This window comes from Mycobacterium colombiense CECT 3035 (genome assembly GCF_002105755.1).
In the GTDB taxonomy this organism is placed as follows: Bacteria; Actinomycetota; Actinomycetes; order Mycobacteriales; family Mycobacteriaceae; genus Mycobacterium; species Mycobacterium colombiense.
Genome location: NZ_CP020821.1, coordinates 3,068,498 through 3,086,526, shown reverse-complemented (window position 1 = coordinate 3,086,526; position 18,029 = coordinate 3,068,498). Strand labels below are relative to the sequence as shown.

Below are 18,029 nucleotides of genomic sequence, written 5' to 3'. Positions count from 1 at the left end.
GCGACGGGATTGTCTGAGCTCGGATATACGGTTGCTCCCATGGAAACGGGTGCGGAATTGGTAGTTGGCCGGGCTCTGGTCGTGGTGGTCGACGATCGCACCGCTCACGGGGACGAGGACCATAGCGGTCCGTTGGTGACCGAGCTGCTGACCGAGGCGGGATTCGTCGTGGACGGTGTGGTCGCGGTCTCCGCTGACGAGATCGAGATCCGCAACGCGCTGAACACCGCGGTGATCGGCGGGGTGGACCTGGTGGTCTCGGTCGGCGGCACGGGCGTCACGCCGCGCGACGTCACCCCGGAGGCCACCCGCGAGATCCTGGATCGCGAAATCCTCGGTATCGCCGAGGCGATCCGCGGCTCGGGGCTGTCGGCGGGGATCATCGACGCCGGATTGTCCCGCGGTCTGGCTGGGGTATCCGGCAGCACGCTGGTGGTCAACCTGGCCGGCTCCCGCTACGCCGTGCGCGACGGCATGGCGACGCTGAATCCGTTGGCGGCCCAGATCATCGGGCAGCTGTCGAGCCTGGAGATCTAAACTCCGGGGCTGTCTCGCGAGCTATTTCGATTCGGCTTCCGCGCGGGGCCCGTGCTCCGGCGGCGGCGTGGTGCTCACGCCCCCGTGCTTGCCCGACGAATCGCCGTTGGTTTGCGCGAGCAGGTCGCGGATCTCCTTGAGCAGGACGACCTGCGCGTCATCGGCCGGCTCGACCTCTCCGCGCTTGCGCAGCGTGGTGTAGGGCAGCACGACCAGGAAGTAGACCACCGCGGCGATGATCACGAAGTTGATGGCGGCCGACAACACGTTGTTGAGGTCGATGGCTTGGCCGCCACCGATGCCGATCCGCAGGATGCCGAAGTTGGACTGCTGGTTGACGCCGATGCGGTTGATCAACGGTTTGATGATGTTGTCGGTGAACTGCGTGACCAGGGCGGTGAACGCGGTACCGATGACCACCGCGGTGGACAGATCGATGATGTTGCCCCGCGAGAGAAACTCCTTGAACCCTTTGAGCATTGGGGATGGCCTTTCTGGGACTGGACAGAGTTTGCCGTCGACCCGCAGACCAACAACGGCCAGGCACTCAGTGCAGGGTGAGCGTCACGGTCTGGCCCAGCGCCGACCCCGCCACCGTGTTCGCCACACGAGCCGGCAGCGCAACTAACACTACGCGGTCACTGTCGGCCGCTTGAATTTTTTCCTTGGCCGATACCAGCACCACCACGGCGTCGGTGGCCAGCACCTTGGGGGCGGTATGGGCGTTGTCCGGCGCGCTGGTGGCCGGTGTGGCCAGCACGTCGACCACGTCACCGACCCGCACGAGGTCGATCAGCGCGCCGTCGGCCAGATGCAGCGGCACGATCCGGGCCCCCGGCCCGGCCTTCGACCCGATGGCGGCCTCCGCCAGTCGGCTTCCCAGCAATCGGACGTCGGTGAGCACCTCTCCGCGCCGGGTCGGGCCGGCCGGCGTCGAGCCCACCACCGCGGCCAGGTCCGTCCGTGCCCCATCGGGAATGGTTGCGGCCAAGCGCTTTTCGAGCCGAACATCGGCGGGAGTCAACGCGGCGCCGGGGCGCAGGTCGTGCTCGGCCACCACGACTTGGGCGTAGTCACCGTCGGGGTTGGACCGCAGCGTCGCGATCCCGGCCAGCATCACCAGCCCGCCCGCGGCGACGCGGCGTGCCAGCACGGTCCGGGTCCAGTCCGGGCGCAACCACAGCGACAGCCGGCTCAATAGGCTTGGGTTCAGCGATGATTCGCCCACGCGGCAACGGTAGGCGTAACCCGGCGCCGGGGGTCACCACCGGCGAGGCCGGTGTGGATAACCGTCAGCTGGTCGCGGCGGCGGTGGACGCCGTGGAGCTGCTGCTCGACTTGTCGCTCGAGCCGGAGCCGGACTTGTCGCTTGAGCTCGAGGCGGACTTGTCGCCGCCGCTCGAGCCGTTGGAGCCCGAATCGCTCGACGAGGAGCCGTTGGTCGAACTCGACGACTTCTTGCCGGACTCGCGGCTGTCGGTGCGGTAGAACCCGCTGCCCTTGAACACCACGCCGACGGAATTGAAGCGCTTGCGCAACCGCCCGGAGCAGCGTTTACACGTGGTCAACGCGTCGTCGGTGAAGGCCTGCACAATGTCGAAGCGATCGTCGCACTCGGTGCACTGATAGCTGTAAGTCGGCACGAAAACCTCCGGATGATTGCAAACCTGGTTAGCACTCTAGCGTTTCAAGTGCTAGAACCGCCACGTGACATGTCTCATTCCCGATATGTCAGCGGCCGGTGAGATCGATCAGTCCCTGTCGGGGCGTGAGCGCGTGGGTCATCGGAATGTCGTGCGAATCAGCCGGTACCTCGTCGAGCACCTCGGCGTCGCGCACGACCGCGATCAACCGCGCGTGGGGGCCCCGGCCGCCCAGCGAGCGATCGTAGAAGCCCCGGCCCCGGCCCAGCCGCACGCCGCGGCGGTCCACGGCCAGGGCCGGCACCAGCACCACGCCGGCTTGCGCCAGCGCGGATGACGGCAGCCACGGCCGCGGTGGTTCGAGCAGCCCCCACCGCCCGGTGGTCAGCGTGCCGGGCCGGTATTCGCCCCAGGACAACGGCAGCGGGGTGTTGTCGGCCGTGGTGCGCGCGACCGGCAGCAGCAGCCGTCGGGTGCGGCGCAGCAACATGTCGAGCATCTCGATGGACCCCGGCTCGGTGCCCACGGGCACGTAGGCGCAGATCGTGCTGTCGCTGGTCACGACGCCTTCCAGGGCCTCCAGCCGCTCGCACAGCTGGTGCGCTTCGGCGGCGCGTACGTCGTCGGCGACGTGGCGCCGGGCGGCGAGCAGCTGGTCGCGCAACGCGGCTTTGCTGGTGGTCGCCATGCGTCAACCATGACAGCCCGGTCTTTGCCCGCGCCACATCACCCGACGAAGGGGATGCGGGTTATCGTGTGAACAATGTCAAGCCCAAACGTGGTGGTGCCACGCACTGCGGTCGTGCCCGCCGCCGGTCTCGGGACGCGCTTCTTGCCGGCGACCAAAACGGTCCCCAAGGAGCTGTTGCCGGTCGTCGATACGCCGGGCATAGAGCTGGTGGCCGCCGAGGCGGCCGAGGCCGGTGCCGAGCGGCTGGTGATCATCACCTCGGAGGGCAAGGACGGCGTCGTCGCGCACTTCGTCGAGGACCTGGTGCTGGAGAGCACGCTGGAGGAACGCGGCAAGACCGCGATGCTCGACAAGGTCCGCCGCGCCCCGCAGCTGATCAAGGTCGAGTCCGTGGTGCAGAGCGAGCCGCTGGGCCTGGGGCACGCGATCGGCTGCGTGGAGTCGCGGCTGGCCGACGACGAGGACGCCATCGCGGTGTTGCTGCCCGACGACCTGGTGCTGCCGACCGGCGTGCTGGGCACGATGTCGAAGGTGCGCGCCCACTACGGCGGCACGGTGTTGTGCGCCATCGAGGTGACGCCCGAAGAGGTCAGCGCCTACGGCGTTTTCGACGTCGAACCGATTCCCGGCGACGACAATCCCGACGTGCTCAAGGTCAACGGCATGGTCGAGAAGCCGCGGGCCCAGGACGCGCCGTCGCTGTTCGCCGCGGCCGGCCGTTACGTGCTCGACCGGGCGATCTTCGATGCGTTGCGCCGCATCGAGCGTGGGGCCGGCGGCGAAGTGCAGCTCACCGACGGCATCGCGTTGCTGATCGCGGAGGGCCACCCGGTGCACGTGGTCGTGCACCGCGGATCTCGACACGACTTGGGAAATCCTGGCGGCTACCTCAAGGCTGCGGTTGACTTTGCATTGGATCGTGACGACTACGGCCCGGATTTGCGGCAGTGGTTGGTGGCGCGATTAGGCCTGGCCGAGCAGTAGCCGGGCGCTGACCCGGCCGGCGGACGACGGCGGGCCGGCGCAACGCGTAGCGGTCCCGGGCGGGGATGCCCCCGCCTGCGCAGTGAGCGGGTCGCCGTACGCGCGGCGCTCGTCGGGTTTGAGGGCAGAGAGGCGCGCTGTGCGTTCGGTGGAAGAGCAGCAGGCCCGGATCACGGCCGCCGCGGTGGCGCCGCGGCCGATACGTGTGGCGATCGCCGAGGCGCAGGGGTTGTTGTGTGCCGAGGAAGTGGTGACCGAGCGCCCGATGCCCGGCTTCGACCAGGCCGCGATCGACGGCTACGCGGTGCGCAGCGTCGACGTTCTCGGTGTCGGCGAGGTGGGCAGCGAAGCTCTGCCGGGGCCGTTCGACGAGTCGGGCGAGGGCGACGGGCGCGAGGGCCTGGTGCTGCCGGTGATGGGCATGGTCGAGGCGGGGTCGCGCACGCCGAGCCGGTTGCAGCCGCGCCAGGCCGTGCGCGTGCAGACCGGCGCGCCGCTGCCGACCCTGGCCGACGCGGTCCTGCCGTTGCGGTGGACCGACGGCGGGACGCAGCGGGTGCGGATCCTGCGCGGCGCCCCGTCGGGCGCCTACGTGCGCCGCGCCGGTGACGACGTCCAGCCCGGCGACGTCGCGGTGCGGTCCGGGACGGTGATCGGTGCGGCGCAGGTCGGGTTGCTGGCCGCGGTCGGCCGCGAGCGGGTGCTGGTGCACCCGCGGCCCCGGGTGACGATCATGGCGCTGGGCGGCGAGCTGGTCGACATCTCGCGCACCCCCGGCAACGGGCAGGTCTACGACGTCAACTCCTATGCGCTGGCGGCAGCGGCCCGCGATGCCGGTGCGGAGGTGAACCGCGTCGGGATCGTCAGCGGCGGGCCCCGCGAGCTCCGCGAGATCGTCGAGGGCCAGATCAATCGCGCCGAGGTGATCGTGATCGCCGGTGCGGTCGGCGGCGCCGCGGCCGAGGCGGTGCGCCAGGTGCTCGCCGAGCTCGGCGACCTAGAGGTCGTGCGGGTCGCCATGCATCCAGGATCCATCCAGGGCTTCGGGCAGCTGGGCCGCGAAGGGGTGCCGACCTTCCTGCTGCCGGCCAACCCGGTGAGCGCGCTGGTGGTCTTCGAGGTGATGGTCCGCCCGTTGATCCGGTTGTCGCTGGGCAAGCGTCAGCCGATGCGCCGCATCGTGCAGGCGCGGACGCTGTCGCCCATCACGTCGGTGGCCGGGCGCAAGGGCTTCCTGCGTGGCCAGCTGATGCGCGACCAGGAGAGCGGGGAGTACTTGGTGCAGGCGCTCGGCGGGGCCCCGGGGGTGTCTTCGCACCTGCTGGCCACCCTGGCCGAGGCGAACTGTCTGGTCGTGGTGCCCAGCGGCGCGGAGCAGATCCGCACCGGCGAGATCGTCGACGTCGCCTTCCTGGCTCAGCGCGGCTGAGCGAAACGGCTTCATTCGCGGTGAATCTGTTGCGCGCCAATTCCCGTCATCCTGGTTGGCCCATGAGCGTTGGGCCACTACGGGTTCCGGCTGGCGTCGTGCGGTTGCGGGCGGTGCGGCTGCGCGATGGCGCGCAGTGGAGCCGGATCCGGTTGACCGATCGTGCGCATCTCGAACCGTGGGAGCCCAGCTCCGAGGGCGATTGGACGACCCGTCATGCGGTGGCGGCGTGGCCGGCGTTGTGTTCCGGTCTGCGCGCCGAGGCGCGGCAGGGCCGGATGCTGCCCTACGTCATCGAGCTCGACGGCCGGTTCTGCGGGCAGCTGACCATCGGCAATGTCACCCACGGCGCACTGCGGTCGGCGTGGATCGGCTACTGGGTGCCGCGGTCGGCCACCGGCGGCGGCGTGGCCACCGCGGCGCTGGCGCTGGGGCTGGATCACTGTTTCGGTCCGGTGATGCTGCACCGGGTCGAGGCCACCGTGCGCCCGGAAAACGCCGCGAGCCGGGCCGTGCTGGCCAAAGTCGGCTTTCGTCAGGAGGGGCTGCTGCAGCGCTACCTGGAAGTCGACAGGGCCTGGCGTGACCACCTGCTGATGGCCATCACCGTCGAGGAGGTGGACGGATCGGTGGCATCGGCGCTGGTCCGCGCGGGTAACGCCAGCTGGGTCTGACCGCGCTCGTCTGCCGAGGCGCTTTCGCCGTCTCGTGCAGGGGTCTCCGAGGGCTCGCGGGGGAGTCCGAATCGTTGCCATTCTGGGACTGGCGCGACACGAGTGACTCGTGGTGCTTGTGAGAGGCAAATTACAGGTGTGTAATTGTCCTGGTCAGTACGACCCGGCCGCGTTGGCCACCAATGGGCTTCGCGGGGGATGGACACCGAAGAGAGCAGGTCATCATGCCAAGCATCCCGCAGTCATTGTTGTGGATATCGCTCGTGGTGTTGTGGCTGTTCGTCTTGGTGCCGATGCTTGTCAGCAAGCGCGACGCCGTGCGGCGCACCAGCGACGTGGCGCTGGCGACCCGGGTGCTCAACGGCGGGGGCAACTCCCGGCTGATCAAGCGCAGCGGACCGGCCGCCGGGCACCGCAGCGACCCCGACTGGACACCGCCGGAAGAGTCGGCCGACACCGACCTCGACGAGGAGCGCGACCTCGCCGAGGATGAGGACCGCGACCACGAGGCGGACGACGACGCCGACACCGACGAGCTGAGCCGCCGGCGTCCGGTCGTGATGAGGATGGCCACTGCCGATCCCGCCGAGCCCACCGAGCCCGACTACCTCGACGTCGACGTCGTCGAGGATTCCCACGTACTTCCGGCGGGGGCCAGCGGTTCTGCCGCCGAGCCGGAGACCGCCGGCATCGAGCCGGTCGAAGAGGACGAGGCGGACACCGAGGCCGTCGCCAAGCGCGACGACGAGGCCGAGGACGAGGACGGCTACGAGTACGTCGAGGACTCGTCCGGTCTGGAGCCCGCCGCCGAGGCTGACGACGCCGACGAGGAGGCGCCGGCGCCGATGCCGCGCAACGCCTCGCGGCGGCGCCGGTTCGACAACAAGACCGCCGCCGCGGTCAGCGCCCGCAAGTACGCCTTCCGCAAGAAGGTCCTGCTGGTAATGGCGTTCGTGCTGGTCGGCTCGGCCACCGCGGCCTTCAAGATCTCGCCGACCGCGTGGTGGGTGTGCGGCACCGCCACCGCGATCACCCTCATGTACCTGGGTTACCTGCGGCGCCAGACCCGCATCGAGGAGAAGGTGCGCAACCGTCGGATGAAGCGGATGGCGCGGGCGCGGCTCGGCGTGGAGAACGCCTACGACCGCGACTACGACGTGGTCCCGTCGCGCCTGCGCCGCCCCGGCGCGGTGGTCCTGGAGATCGACGACGAAGACCCCGTCTTCGAGCACCTGGATTACGCGATGGCGATGCGGACCTTCGGTTGGCCGCGGGACCTGCCCCGCGCCGTCGGCGAATAGTGCCGGCAGTTCGGTAGTTGGTGCCGCGGCTGGTAGCCTGCTAGCGGTCAGGGGCTATGGCGCAGTTGGTAGCGCGACTCGTTCGCATCGAGTAGGTCAGGGGTTCGATTCCCCTTAGCTCCACAGAATTTGAACAGGTCAGGCGTTGTCTAGGCCGCATCGAGGGGACTGGTGGTCCGCAGTCCCAGCACATAAAGTTGCAGTGCTCACAGCGACCCATCACGCGTCGTCCCCGATGGGGGTAATAGATGGCTCCCGACACCCTGCCGCCCGGTCCTCGACAACCCATCGCGGTCCAAACCGCCGAGTGGATAGCAAGGCCGTGGGAATTCATGGAACGCGCCGCAGCCCGATACGGCGACACGTTCACCATGAAGTTGCTCCGTGAAGGACCCATCGTGATGGTCTCGCATCCCGACGCGGTGCGGCAGATCTTCACCGCGTCTCCCGAACTGGCCCTCGCCGGGGAGGCCAACCGCATCCTGCTGCCCGTGGTGGGCCGGAACTCGGTTCTCCTGCTCGACCGCGACGCGCACAAAGAACAGCGCCGGCTCCTCATGCCCGCCTTTCGCGGCAACCACTTGCAGAACTACATGAGCACGATGACCGCCATCGTCGAGGCCGAGATGGCCGGCTGGCCCCGTGGGGTGCCGATTCGGCTGCACCCTCGCATGCAGGCGTTGACCCTCGAAGTCATCCTGCATCTCGTGTTCGGCCTCGAGCGCGGGGAAAAAATGGACCGGCTACGCCAGGCGCTGCAGCGGATGCTCGCTCTCACCACCCACGCCGTCGCGCAGATGTTTCTCTTGGTCCTCGGCCCCCAGAAGCTGAGGACCGCGCTCACCAACCGATTCCTGGCCGAAGTGGATCGGCTGCTCCACGACGAGATCACCACTCGCCGACGCCAAGCTGATCTGGATGACCGCACCGACGTCTTGTCGATGCTGCTGAAGGCCGAGCACGAAGACGGTAACCCGATGAGCGACAAAGAGATTCGCGACGAACTCGTCACGTTGCTCCTGGCGGGCCACGAAACGACGGCATCGGGACTGGCCTGGGCGGTCGAGCGGATCATCCGTCATCCGGATGTGCATTCGCGGCTCATCGCAGAGACGCACTCCGGCGACGGCCAGAGCTATGTCGACGCGGTGGTCAAGGAGACGCTGCGGATGCGGCCGGTGCTCGCCCTGGTCAGCAGACGGCTCACGGAACCGATGGAGCTCGACGGGTTCTCGTTGCCCGCCGGGGTGAAGGTCGCGCCCTCGATCTACCTCATGCACCGGCGTCCCGACGTCTATCCCGACCCGGAGCGGTTTCGTCCCGAGCGATTTCTCGAGAACCGGGCAGGAACGTACACGTGGATTCCCTTCGGCGGGGGCGTGCGACGTTGTCTGGGTGCGACTTTCGCCGAATGCGAGATGCGGATCGTGCTCGGCGCGCTGTTCAGCACCACCCGGGTGCGCCCCGTCGACGTCAAATCCGAGCCGATACACCGCCGGTCGATCACCCACGTGCCGGGACGCGGGACCACGGTAGTGCTGGATTGAACCGGCCATTAGTCTGCCGACCAATCCGTGCCGCAGAAAATGTGTTCGCGGAACTCAGAGCGTATTCGCGCTTAACATAAAAAGGCATGCGGAATGGAGTTTCGGTTTCGCGGCACGCGGAGGCGAAGGGAACCGTTCATGAAGAAATACCTAATCGCCCCCATCGCGTGCTGCACGGTGGCCGTTTGCATACCCGGCCACGCCAGCGGGTCGCCAAACGATGACAGCTTCCTCGTCGCGCTCCGCGACAACAACGTCGTGGTGCCCCTGGATGTAGATCCGATCCAGACTGCGGACGGCGTCTGCACCGACCGGAAGAACGGAAGAGCGACCGAAGCGATTGCAGGTACAGGCCGCGTAGCGGAATTCCGCAACGCCGCCGCGTTCGTGGACCTTGCAATTGAGTACTACTGCCCGCAGTACACCCCGTGACTCGCCGTATCTGCTGATCGCCGTCGGGGTCGATTCCCCTTGGCGCCACGGATCCGAAGCCGTCGTCCGCGCACCCGGGACGTGCCGGAGCAGGTCTCGAGCCGGTGACGCTACGGCGTGTCGCGGTTTCACCGCAGGTCGGTTCTGAGACCGTTGGACATGCTCGCGATGGAACGCAAGGAGGCGGCGTGAGCCCGCATCACATTGTCTTCGTCTCAGCTCTCGTCGTCATGCCGCTAGTCGTGATCGCGGCAATCGTGTTCTCCGGAAAACTGTTCCGCGCTGAAGCGACCCTCGCGATCGTGTTGACGGTGATCACCGTCGCCGGCTGGGTCTGGCGGATGCCACGGGGGTGGTACACGATCTCGCAAATCGCCTTCCGCTACCGGTTGAAGACTTCTCAGGTTTGTGAGGTCGCCGACCAACTCGGCATGAGGGTCGTCAATCGTGGTGGGCTGGTCGCTCCGTCGCAGCGGAAGAAAATGCATCCCGAACTGATGCGCTTGAAGAAGCGCAGGGGTGTGCGCGAGCGGAGTACACCGAACAACACCCGATTGGTCTACGAATCCTCAGCCGCGCAGCCTGATTTCCTGGTGGAGGCTGATCGCTTGCAGTTCTCCCGTGAGGAGCTACTGCGACATCTGCGTCCGAGCATCACCCATTTCGGGGCAGACGTCGAGGACGAGGCAGTCTGACGACATGCGGGCTGGGGCCCTCGACACCCCTTAGCCCCACTGAGCGCGGTGCTCTAAATTCTCTTCAGTGATTCGCGGCGACGCCGCCGCGGGCTTCAGGGGGAGCATTGCCGATGGTGAAATCGATGACCCGCCTGCGATCCAGGCGCAAAGCCGCGCGCCGTGTCCGCAAGACCATTCCGTCGCCCTTCACGCCGGAGTGGACGCCGCCCCCGGCGCTGTATGGCGTGGGCGTGGAACACAACGTCGCGGTGCCGATGACCGACGGTGTGGAGCTGCGCGCCGATATCCACTACCCCACGGTGCCCGAGACCGGCCGGCCCGCGGCGGGTCCGTTCCCGGTGCTGCTGTCGATCACTCCCTACGGCAAGAAGGCGCCCCCGCCCGCCGCGCAGATCGGCGGCGGCGCGGCTCCCTATCTGATCAAGCGCGGCTACATCGAGGTGATGGTCGACGTTCGCGGGACCGGATCCTCGGGCGGTTCCTTCGAGATGTGCGGCGAGCGGCAGACGCGGGACGGCGTGGAGTTGGTGCAGTGGGCGTCCACGCTGCCCAGGGCCAACGGTCGCGTCGGCATGGTCGGTTTGTCCTACCTGGCGATCAACCAGCTATTCACCGCGGCCGCGGTGGGCCCCGACTCGCCGCTCAAAGCCATCTTCCCGGTGATGGCGGCGCGCGATTTCTACCGAGACGCCGCCACCATGGGCGGCGTGCCGCACCTGCACGCGGTCCGCGGATACGGGTCCGTCTACACGCTGCTCAACGTGGTCAACCCGACGCTGGAGCTGCTCGCCCGCGGCGGCCACGCCCGGCCGCGCTCCGGTGGCCTCGCCGCGGTGCGGCAGCGCGGGCGCGACCAGCGACGCTACTTCCGGCCCCTGATCGCCGAGGTTGTCGCCGGCGGCGAAACCGCCTACGACGGCGCGTTCTGGGACGCGATGAGCCCGGGGTTGGTGCTGTCCCGAATCGCCGCCAACGGCGTCGCGACCTTTCTCGTCGGCGGATGGCACGACGCGTTCCAGCGCGGGGCGCCACTGAACTACGCGGCGCTGCAGAACGCGGCCGCCGGCCGGCCGGAGGACGCACCGATGGAACCCGGTCAGCCGGTGTCGGACCGGATCCGCTTGATGATGGGCCCGTGGTATCACGTGTCGAACCACGGCGGGCTGCACCTGCAGGCCCTGCAGTTGCGCTGGTTCGACCACTGGCTCAAAGACGATGCCGCCGCGGCCATTTCGGGAAAGCCGTTGACGTTCCAGGCGATCGGCGGCCCGCGGTGGTATCGCGCCGACAACTATCCGCTCGCCGAGGAGACGCCCACCCGCTACTACCTGTCCGACCCGGGCCGGCTGAGTTCGGACGCCTCGCCGCACACCACCGCGGCGCCATTGACCTACGTGCCGCGCGGACCCCTGTCCGGTCGCAGCCTGGAGCAATGGTCGCTGGGCCTGAACAGCTTTATGTTCTCCCAACGCGGCCGCGCCATTCGCTACGACCAGGACAACCGGCGCCTGCAACGAGGCGCGCTGACCTACACCACCGAGCCGTTCGACGCGGCCAAGCTGGTGGCCGGGCCGATCGCGCTGACCCTCCACGCCACGGCCACCACCACCGAGACCGTGTGGGTCGCCCACCTCGACGCCGTCGCGCCCGACGGGGCCAGCCGCCCGTTGACCCAGGGCGCGCTGCTGGGCTCGCACCGCAAGCTGGATCCCGACCGCACCTGGTACCTGCCCGACGGCACCGTGTTGCGGCCGCAACACCTCAGCACCCGTTCGGCCGCGCAGCCCGTCGTGCCGGGCGAGCTGACCCGCTACGACGTGGAGATCTTTCCGACGGCCGCGCTGATCGAGGCCGGCCACCGGCTGCGCCTGACGATCACCACCTACGACTTTCCGCATCTGGTGCCCAGCAAGCCGGCCCGCCGGGCCTTGGCCGGCGGGCGCTACCAACTGCACCAGGGCGGGCCGACGCCGTCGCACCTGCTCGTCTCGTTGGTGGACCCGGACGCCGTGAGCTGAAACCCGCTGGCGACCTTGCGGCGTCACTGGTGCTCGTGCGGATGGTGTGCGGATTCGGCTGCGCGCCAATGCTCTTCTGCGGCGTTGCCGTCATGGGCCGGATACGCGTGGATTATCGCGGTGGTGAGTTTTGGGACGGCGTGAATCAGGTCGTGCTCGGCGTCGTGGGCGATGCGGTGCGCGTCGGCCAGGCTGAGGGCGGGGTCGATGTCGAGTTCGGCGTCGGCGTGCAGGCGGTGGCCGATCCAGCGCATGCGGACGCTGTGCACCGATCGCACCCCCGGTCGGGCGGCCAAGGCGGCTTCGGCGGTGTCAACGAATCGGGGGTCGACGCCGTCGATGAGGCGGCGAAACACGTCGCGCACGGCCGTGCGCAACACGGCCACGATTGCCACGGTGATGACCAGGCCGACGATCGGGTCGGCCAGCGGGACCCCGAGTGCGACGCCGCCGGCTCCGACCAGCACGGCCAGCGAGGTGAACCCGTCGGTGCGGGCGTGCAGACCGTCGGCGGTCAGGGCGGCTGAGCCGATGCGCCGTCCTACTCGGATGCGATAGAACGCCACCCATTCGTTTCCGATGAATCCGGCCAGACCGGCGAGAGCGACCCAGCCGACGTGATCGATGGGCTGGGGGCGGATGAGTCTCTGGATGGCTTCGTAACCCGCGATGACGGCCGACAACGTGATCATTGCGACGACGAACAACCCGGCAAGGTCCTCAATGCGGCCGAACCCGTAGGTGTAGCGACGGGTGGGGGCCTTGGTGCCGAGTGCGAACGCGATCCACAGGGGCACGGCGGTCAGGGCGTCGGAGAAATTGTGAATCGTGTCGGCGGCCAGCGCGATCGATCCGGAGGCGATCACGATGACGACCTGCGCGATCGCCGTAACGCCCAACACCAGCAGACTGATTTTGACGGCGCGAATGCCTGCCGCACTGGATTCCAGCGCGCTGTCGACACTGTCGGCGGCGTCGTGCGAGTGTGGCGCGAACATTTCTTTGATGGCCCCGCGAACGCCCGCCGGATGGCCGTGGTCATGGTCATGGTCATGCGAATGCCCATGGCCACGGTGAGCATGGGTGGAGTCTCCAGGGAGCGGGCCCAGAGAACTATTACCTGCGTTCATACGTAGATAGTAGCGTACGAAGTCATCCGGCAGCTGAATCGTTTCCTGGGTCGGCGAGCTAGCCGCGCCGTAAGCCGTTGACGGAGGCCATGATTGCCGCCGCCCCCTGCCGATCAGCGCTCGACCGCGGCGTGGGCGCGCACCGACGGCGCGATCCAGTCGTCCAGGAACCGTCGCAGCTGCGGGGCGCTGCGCGGCGGCCGGCCGGGGTCGACGATGAGCGACTGCAGGGTCCGCAGCATGATCTCGACCAGTTCGTCGAACCTGCGCTCGGCGAATCCCGCTGCGGCCCAATCGACGTCGAATCGCCGCAGGATCGACCGGCCGAACGAGATGGCCATGTCGGAGGTGACGCCCGCGGTGAAGGCGCTGGCCTTGCCGGGCTGGAACACCAGGCCGAGGTATTTGTCGTGCGCGAGTTGTTCGAAGGTGTAGGCGATGCCCTCGACCACCGCCTCGGTCGGGTCGGTGATCGAACCAAGATGCGCCGCAAGGCGATCCAGGAACCCGTCGACGGCGGACAGTGCCGTCGCGCCAAGCAGTGCCTCGTGGGTGGGGAAGTACCGGTAGATCGTCTGCCGTGTCACGCCGAGCGTCGACGCGACCTCCGAGACGCTCACGGTTCCGCGCGCGTCGATGGCGCTGCGCGTCGCGCGCAGGATGCGCGCGATCGCCTCATCGTCGTCGGCCGGGATGTCACCCGACCAGCCGTGCCGGCGCATGGCGTGATCGTCGCACACCCCGGGCGCCCATCTTGACAATACAAATGATAGTGATTGTATGGTCCGAGGCGGCGAGGCGAAGGAGACCAGGGTGACGACGATCGACAAGCCGGTGAGCGGCACCGACGAGGCGTTGACGCGGCGGGGCCTGCGTCACGCCCGGGACAAGACGACCGACCTGGCCGAACGCGAACTGCGGGTGCCGCTGCACTACTACCGCGACCCCAAGATCACCGAGATCGAGGAATCGCAGATCCTGCGCCGGGTGCCGCTGGCGATCGTCCCGTCGGCGCAGGTGGCCAACAAGAACGACTACGTGGTGCGCTCGGTGCTGGGCGATTCGCTGTTGGTCACCCGCGACCGCACCGGCGCCAGCCACGTGTTGCTCAACTACTGCCGGCACCGCGGGGCGATGCCGGCCTGCGGCTCGGGCAACGCCTCACGGTTCGTCTGCCCGTATCACGCCTGGACCTACCGCAACACCGGCGAACTGTTCAGCGTCCCCGGCAGGGCGGGCTTCGATTCGATGGACTTCAAGGCGTACGGCCTGGTGGAGCTGCCCTCCGAGGAGCGGCACGGCTTCATCTGGGCGGTGCTGACCGCCGACGCGACCATCGACCTCGACGCGCACCTCGGCGACTTCGGTACCGAGCTGGCGCTGTGGAACTACGAATCGTACGGCTATCACACGCAACGCGAATTCACGTCCGAGGTGTCGTGGAAGGGCGCCCTGGAAGCGTTCGCCGAGGGTTACCACTTCCCCTACGTGCACGGTGAGAGCCTCATCGGGCAGAACACCCTGGCCAACACGATGGTCTACGACGAATTCGGCAAGCACCACCGCATCGGGTTCCCGTTCACCTGGATCACCGACGCGGACACCGACCCCTCCGCGTCGCTCGACCCCTCGACGAACATGGGCGTGATCTATTGGGTGTATCCGAACCTCATCCTGGCCAACAGCCCGGTCGGTGTGGAGATCATCGACATGCTGCCCGCCGGTGAACCGACCCGCTGCACGGTCCGGCACAGCTGGATGGGCCGCATCCCGGCCACCAACGACGAGATGAGAACGGCCTACGACACGGTCTTCGACGGGGTGCACGCCGCCGTGCGCGACGAGGACTTCGCGATGCTGCCCCAGTGCGGCGAGGGCGTCCGGCACGGCCAGCACGACCACATGATCATCGGACGCAACGAAATCGCCGTCCAGCACATGATCAAGGTGTTCGCGCAAGAACTGGGCGTCGCGCTGGCTTGACGACGTTTTCATACCGTTGCGATAGGCGCAGGCTATCGCGGGTACTGATCCTCTGAACCCACCGACGGAGAGGATCTCATGGCGCACCCCGACCGCGACTCCACCGACGAGTTGCTGCAAGAACTAGTTGGGACCTACGGGCCGCCCGGCCAGGAGGACGCGGTCCGCGCGGTCATCGCCCGCGAACTGCAGCCCCTGGCCGACGACATGTGGACCGACGACGCCGGCAACCTGATCGGCTACTTCGCCGCCGATCCCTCGGCCGCCGATGCCGGCACGCACGATCATCGCCACCGGACGACGTCCGACCCCGGTACCGCAACCCGGGTGATGGCGCACATGGACGAGATATCCATGGTCGTCAAGCGCGTGGAATCCGATGGCACACTGCATCTGACGCAGCTCGGGACAATGTATCCGGGCAACTTCGGCCTGGGCCCGGTCGCTGTGCTCGGTGACAACGAAACCCTCACCGCGGTACTGACTCTCGGCTCCGAGCACACCACCAAGGAGAGCCCGCGGATCTGGGAGACCAAGCCCGATCAGGGTGACCGTGCGCTGGACTGGCAGCACGTCTACGTCTTCACCGGACGCAGCACCGAGGAGCTGAGCGCGGCGGGAGTGCACGCGGGCACCCGGGTGTGTGTGGAGCGCAGCAAGAGGGATTTGGTCGAGATCGGCGACTACGTTGGCGCTTACTTCCTCGACGACCGTGCCGCGGTGACCGCTCTGCTGCGGGCCGCGCGCCTGCTGCACGAGCGCGGGCAGCGGCCCGCCGACGACGTGTACCTGGTGTTCACCACGAACGAAGAGATCGGCGGCGTCGGCGGCAGCTATGCCAGCTCTCACCTGCCCGGCGACCTCACCCTGGCCCTCGAGGTCGGCCCCACCGAACGCGAATACAACACCAGCGTCACCGGCGGTCCGATCATCGGTTACAGCGACGCGCTCTGCGTCTACGACAAGGAAGTCGCCGACCGGCTGCTGAAAATCGCGACCGACCGCGAGCTGTCGCCGCAGCCGGCCGCGCTGGGCGCCTTCGAATCCGACGCCTCGCACGCCAAGGCGTACGGGCTGACCGCCCGCGCCGGCCTGCTGTGCCTGCCCACCCTGAGCACCCACGGCTACGAGGTCATCGCTCGCCGCGCACTCGACGACATGGCCACGATCGTGGCCGATTTCGTGCTGCAGCCGAGTCAAAGGATCGCCTGAAAACCCGGCGACAGCGCTGGTCAGCCTGTTAGGCTGGCGGCGCTTCAGGACGCCGAACGATGGGATTAGCACGTGGCGCGTGTGGTCTCTCCAGATTCGCTACCGGAACACAGCGAATCCCCGTGACGCGCCCACGAATTCGCGCACGAGCGCCGCTGCGGATCTCGTTCGCCGGAGGCGGCACCGACGTCCCGCCGTTCCCGACGACCGAAGGCGGCTGCGTCCTGTCGGCCACCATCGACCGCTACGCCCAGGGATCGCTCGCGCCGCGCACCGATCGCCGGGTCAGCATCGAGTCGGTGGATTTCAAGACCACGCACGAGATGACGCTGGACAGCGAAATCCTTTACGACGGCAGCCTCGACCTGATCAAGGCCGCGGTGCGCAGGTTCGGGCGCGACGGCACGGACGGCTACGACCTGGTGCTGCGATCCAGCGCCCCACCCGGCTCGGGGCTGGGCTCGTCGTCGACGATGATGGTCGCGCTCACCGGCCTGCTCGCCGAGCACTACCGGGTGCCGATGGGCGAGTACGAGACCGCCCAGCTGGCGTGCGCCATCGAACGCGACGACCTGGGCATCGCGGGCGGCCTGCAGGACATGTACGCCGCGACGTTCGGCGGATTCAACTTCATCGAGTTCAGCGACCGGGTGATCGTCAATCCCCTGCGGATCCGCGACGAGACGGCCTTCGAACTCGAGCTCAGCCTGCTGCTGTGTTATACCGGCATCACCCGCGACTCCGCGCGCGTGATCGAGGACCAAACCCGGCGCGCCACAACGGGTTCCGACGACACCCTGGCGGGCCTGCGGGCCCAGAAAGATCTGGCGGTCGCGATGAAGGCGGCGCTGCTGACGGGCAAGCTGAACGACTTCGGCGCGCTGCTCGGCGAGGCGTGGAATCAGAAGAAGCGCATGTCGCCCTACATCACCAACGAGCGCATCGACGACCTGTACGAGCTCGCCAGGAAGAACGGGGCGCTGGGCGGCAAGCTCACCGGGGCCGGTGGTGGGGGATACATCCTGTTGTTCTGTGACTTCGCCAAAAAGCACCGACTCATCGAAGCCCTCGAGGGCGCCGGCGCCACGATCACCGAATTCGCGTTCGAGAGCAAGGGATTGACGACATGGCAGGCCTAACCGAGTCCGATGTCGTGGCACCGAGCGTGGAGCTGGTGCAGCAGCGGCTTGCCGAGACCATCGCGGTCAAGCAACAAATGCAGCAGGGTGATTTCGCCGCGCAGGCCGTCGAGGTGGCCCGCGTGATCATCGGCTCGCTGCGCGCCGGCGGCAAGGTGATCTTCTTCGGCAACGGCGGCTCCGCGCAAGACGCCGGCCACCTGGCGGCCGAGCTGATGGGCCGCTTCGCTTTTGACCGCCCCGGCCTGGCGGCGATCAGCCTTCCCGACGCCACCGCGGCGATCACGGCGATCGGCAACGACTACTCCTACGACGAGGTGTTCGCCCGTCTGGTCCTCGCCGCGGGGCGCCCGGCGACGTGGTGGTGGGGCTGACCACATCGGGCAACTCTCCCAACGTCGTCCGCGCGCTCGAGGCGGCCGGCCAGGCGGGGATGACGACCGTGACGCTCACCGGCGCGCACGGCGGCAAGGTGGCCGGCGTCGCCGACATCTGCATCCGGGTGCCCAGCCACGACACCGGACGGATCCAGGAGGCATGCCTGCACCTGGGCCACTCCATCTGCGAAATGGTCGAAGCGGCATTGTTTTCCAGGCCGTCCTGAATCGACG

Annotated in this window: 18 protein-coding genes, 1 tRNA gene and 1 pseudogene; 14 read left to right on the top strand and 6 right to left on the bottom strand. The window is 68.0% G+C overall.

Annotation, left to right across the window (positions count from 1 at the left end; genetic code table 11):
• Positions 1–39: 39 nt before the first annotated feature.
• Complete coding sequence (locus B9D87_RS14095) at positions 40–537, top strand: MogA/MoaB family molybdenum cofactor biosynthesis protein (RefSeq protein WP_052002591.1); 498 nt, start codon at positions 40–42, stop codon at positions 535–537.
• 21 nt (positions 538–558) lie between these two features.
• Here the strand turns inward: B9D87_RS14095 and mscL are convergent, their stop codons facing one another.
• From mscL to B9D87_RS14075, 4 genes are all read right to left on the bottom strand, one after another.
• Positions 559–1,017, bottom strand: coding sequence for a large-conductance mechanosensitive channel protein MscL (mscL, locus tag B9D87_RS14090; RefSeq protein ID WP_007776934.1), 459 nt, complete (start codon positions 1,015–1,017; stop codon positions 559–561).
• 67 nt (positions 1,018–1,084) lie between these two features.
• A complete protein-coding gene (locus B9D87_RS14085; RefSeq protein WP_007776932.1) occupies positions 1,085–1,765 on the bottom strand; it encodes an SAF domain-containing protein in 681 nt (226 codons plus the stop codon).
• A gap of 64 nt (positions 1,766–1,829) precedes the next feature.
• Positions 1,830–2,180, bottom strand: coding sequence for an FmdB family zinc ribbon protein (locus tag B9D87_RS14080; RefSeq protein WP_007776930.1), 351 nt, complete (start codon positions 2,178–2,180; stop codon positions 1,830–1,832).
• 88 nt (positions 2,181–2,268) lie between these two features.
• The gene (locus tag B9D87_RS14075) at positions 2,269–2,868 is read right to left on the bottom strand and encodes a 5-formyltetrahydrofolate cyclo-ligase (RefSeq protein WP_007776927.1); all 600 of its coding nucleotides are present in this window, start codon (positions 2,866–2,868) and stop codon (positions 2,269–2,271) included.
• 75 nt (positions 2,869–2,943) lie between these two features.
• Here B9D87_RS14075 and B9D87_RS14070 point away from each other — a divergent pair, with 75 nt between their 5' ends.
• The 9 genes from B9D87_RS14070 (at position 2,944) to B9D87_RS14030 (ending at position 11,954) form a co-directional block, all read left to right on the top strand.
• The gene (locus B9D87_RS14070; protein ID WP_007776926.1) at positions 2,944–3,855 is read left to right on the top strand and encodes a UTP--glucose-1-phosphate uridylyltransferase; all 912 of its coding nucleotides are present in this window, start codon (positions 2,944–2,946) and stop codon (positions 3,853–3,855) included.
• Between the two features lie 139 nt (positions 3,856–3,994).
• Positions 3,995–5,284 carry a molybdotransferase-like divisome protein Glp gene (gene glp, locus B9D87_RS14065; RefSeq protein WP_007776925.1) on the top strand — a complete coding sequence of 430 codons (1,290 nt, stop codon included), beginning with the start codon at positions 3,995–3,997 and terminating at the stop codon, positions 5,282–5,284.
• Positions 5,285–5,304: 20 nt separating this feature from the next.
• Positions 5,305–5,958 (top strand): GNAT family N-acetyltransferase, encoded by a 654-nt coding sequence (locus B9D87_RS14060; protein ID WP_193787404.1) that lies wholly within the window; start codon positions 5,305–5,307, stop codon positions 5,956–5,958.
• Positions 5,959–6,182: 224 nt separating this feature from the next.
• On the top strand, positions 6,183–7,259 hold the full coding sequence (gene sepX, locus B9D87_RS14055; protein WP_052002597.1) for a divisome protein SepX/GlpR: 1,077 nt from the start codon (positions 6,183–6,185) through the stop codon (positions 7,257–7,259).
• A gap of 50 nt (positions 7,260–7,309) precedes the next feature.
• Positions 7,310–7,382, top strand: a tRNA-Ala gene (locus B9D87_RS14050).
• A gap of 125 nt (positions 7,383–7,507) precedes the next feature.
• The gene (locus B9D87_RS14045) at positions 7,508–8,806 is read left to right on the top strand and encodes a cytochrome P450 (protein WP_080598660.1); all 1,299 of its coding nucleotides are present in this window, start codon (positions 7,508–7,510) and stop codon (positions 8,804–8,806) included.
• A gap of 138 nt (positions 8,807–8,944) precedes the next feature.
• The gene (locus B9D87_RS14040) at positions 8,945–9,238 is read left to right on the top strand and encodes a DUF732 domain-containing protein (RefSeq protein ID WP_040631968.1); all 294 of its coding nucleotides are present in this window, start codon (positions 8,945–8,947) and stop codon (positions 9,236–9,238) included.
• Positions 9,239–9,426: 188 nt separating this feature from the next.
• Positions 9,427–9,933, top strand: a complete 507-nt coding sequence (locus B9D87_RS14035; RefSeq protein WP_007776914.1) for a hypothetical protein — start codon at positions 9,427–9,429, stop codon at positions 9,931–9,933.
• A gap of 227 nt (positions 9,934–10,160) precedes the next feature.
• Complete coding sequence (locus tag B9D87_RS14030; protein ID WP_040632072.1) at positions 10,161–11,954, top strand: CocE/NonD family hydrolase; 1,794 nt, start codon at positions 10,161–10,163, stop codon at positions 11,952–11,954.
• A 23-nt stretch (positions 11,955–11,977) separates the two neighbouring features.
• On the opposite strand, the gene B9D87_RS14025 is transcribed toward B9D87_RS14030, so the two are convergent.
• Both B9D87_RS14025 and B9D87_RS14020 read right to left on the bottom strand, forming a co-directional pair.
• Positions 11,978–12,952, bottom strand: a complete 975-nt coding sequence (locus tag B9D87_RS14025; RefSeq protein ID WP_007776911.1) for a cation diffusion facilitator family transporter — start codon at positions 12,950–12,952, stop codon at positions 11,978–11,980.
• 245 nt (positions 12,953–13,197) lie between these two features.
• The gene (locus tag B9D87_RS14020; RefSeq protein ID WP_040632067.1) at positions 13,198–13,806 is read right to left on the bottom strand and encodes a TetR/AcrR family transcriptional regulator; all 609 of its coding nucleotides are present in this window, start codon (positions 13,804–13,806) and stop codon (positions 13,198–13,200) included.
• A 58-nt stretch (positions 13,807–13,864) separates the two neighbouring features.
• On the opposite strand from B9D87_RS14020, the gene B9D87_RS14015 reads away from it, so the two are divergent.
• From B9D87_RS14015 to B9D87_RS14000, 4 genes and pseudogenes are all read left to right on the top strand, one after another.
• Complete coding sequence (locus B9D87_RS14015) at positions 13,865–15,067, top strand: aromatic ring-hydroxylating oxygenase subunit alpha (protein ID WP_007776905.1); 1,203 nt, start codon at positions 13,865–13,867, stop codon at positions 15,065–15,067.
• Positions 15,068–15,145: 78 nt separating this feature from the next.
• The gene (locus tag B9D87_RS14010) at positions 15,146–16,279 is read left to right on the top strand and encodes a M42 family metallopeptidase (RefSeq protein ID WP_007776902.1); all 1,134 of its coding nucleotides are present in this window, start codon (positions 15,146–15,148) and stop codon (positions 16,277–16,279) included.
• A 122-nt stretch (positions 16,280–16,401) separates the two neighbouring features.
• Positions 16,402–17,418 carry a GHMP family kinase ATP-binding protein gene (locus tag B9D87_RS14005; protein WP_007776900.1) on the top strand — a complete coding sequence of 339 codons (1,017 nt, stop codon included), beginning with the start codon at positions 16,402–16,404 and terminating at the stop codon, positions 17,416–17,418.
• Positions 17,406–18,022 (top strand): annotated as a pseudogene (locus B9D87_RS14000) (D-sedoheptulose-7-phosphate isomerase). Before B9D87_RS14005 ends, B9D87_RS14000 begins: the two are co-directional and overlap by 13 nt.
• The last annotated feature ends 7 nt before the right edge of the window (positions 18,023–18,029 follow it).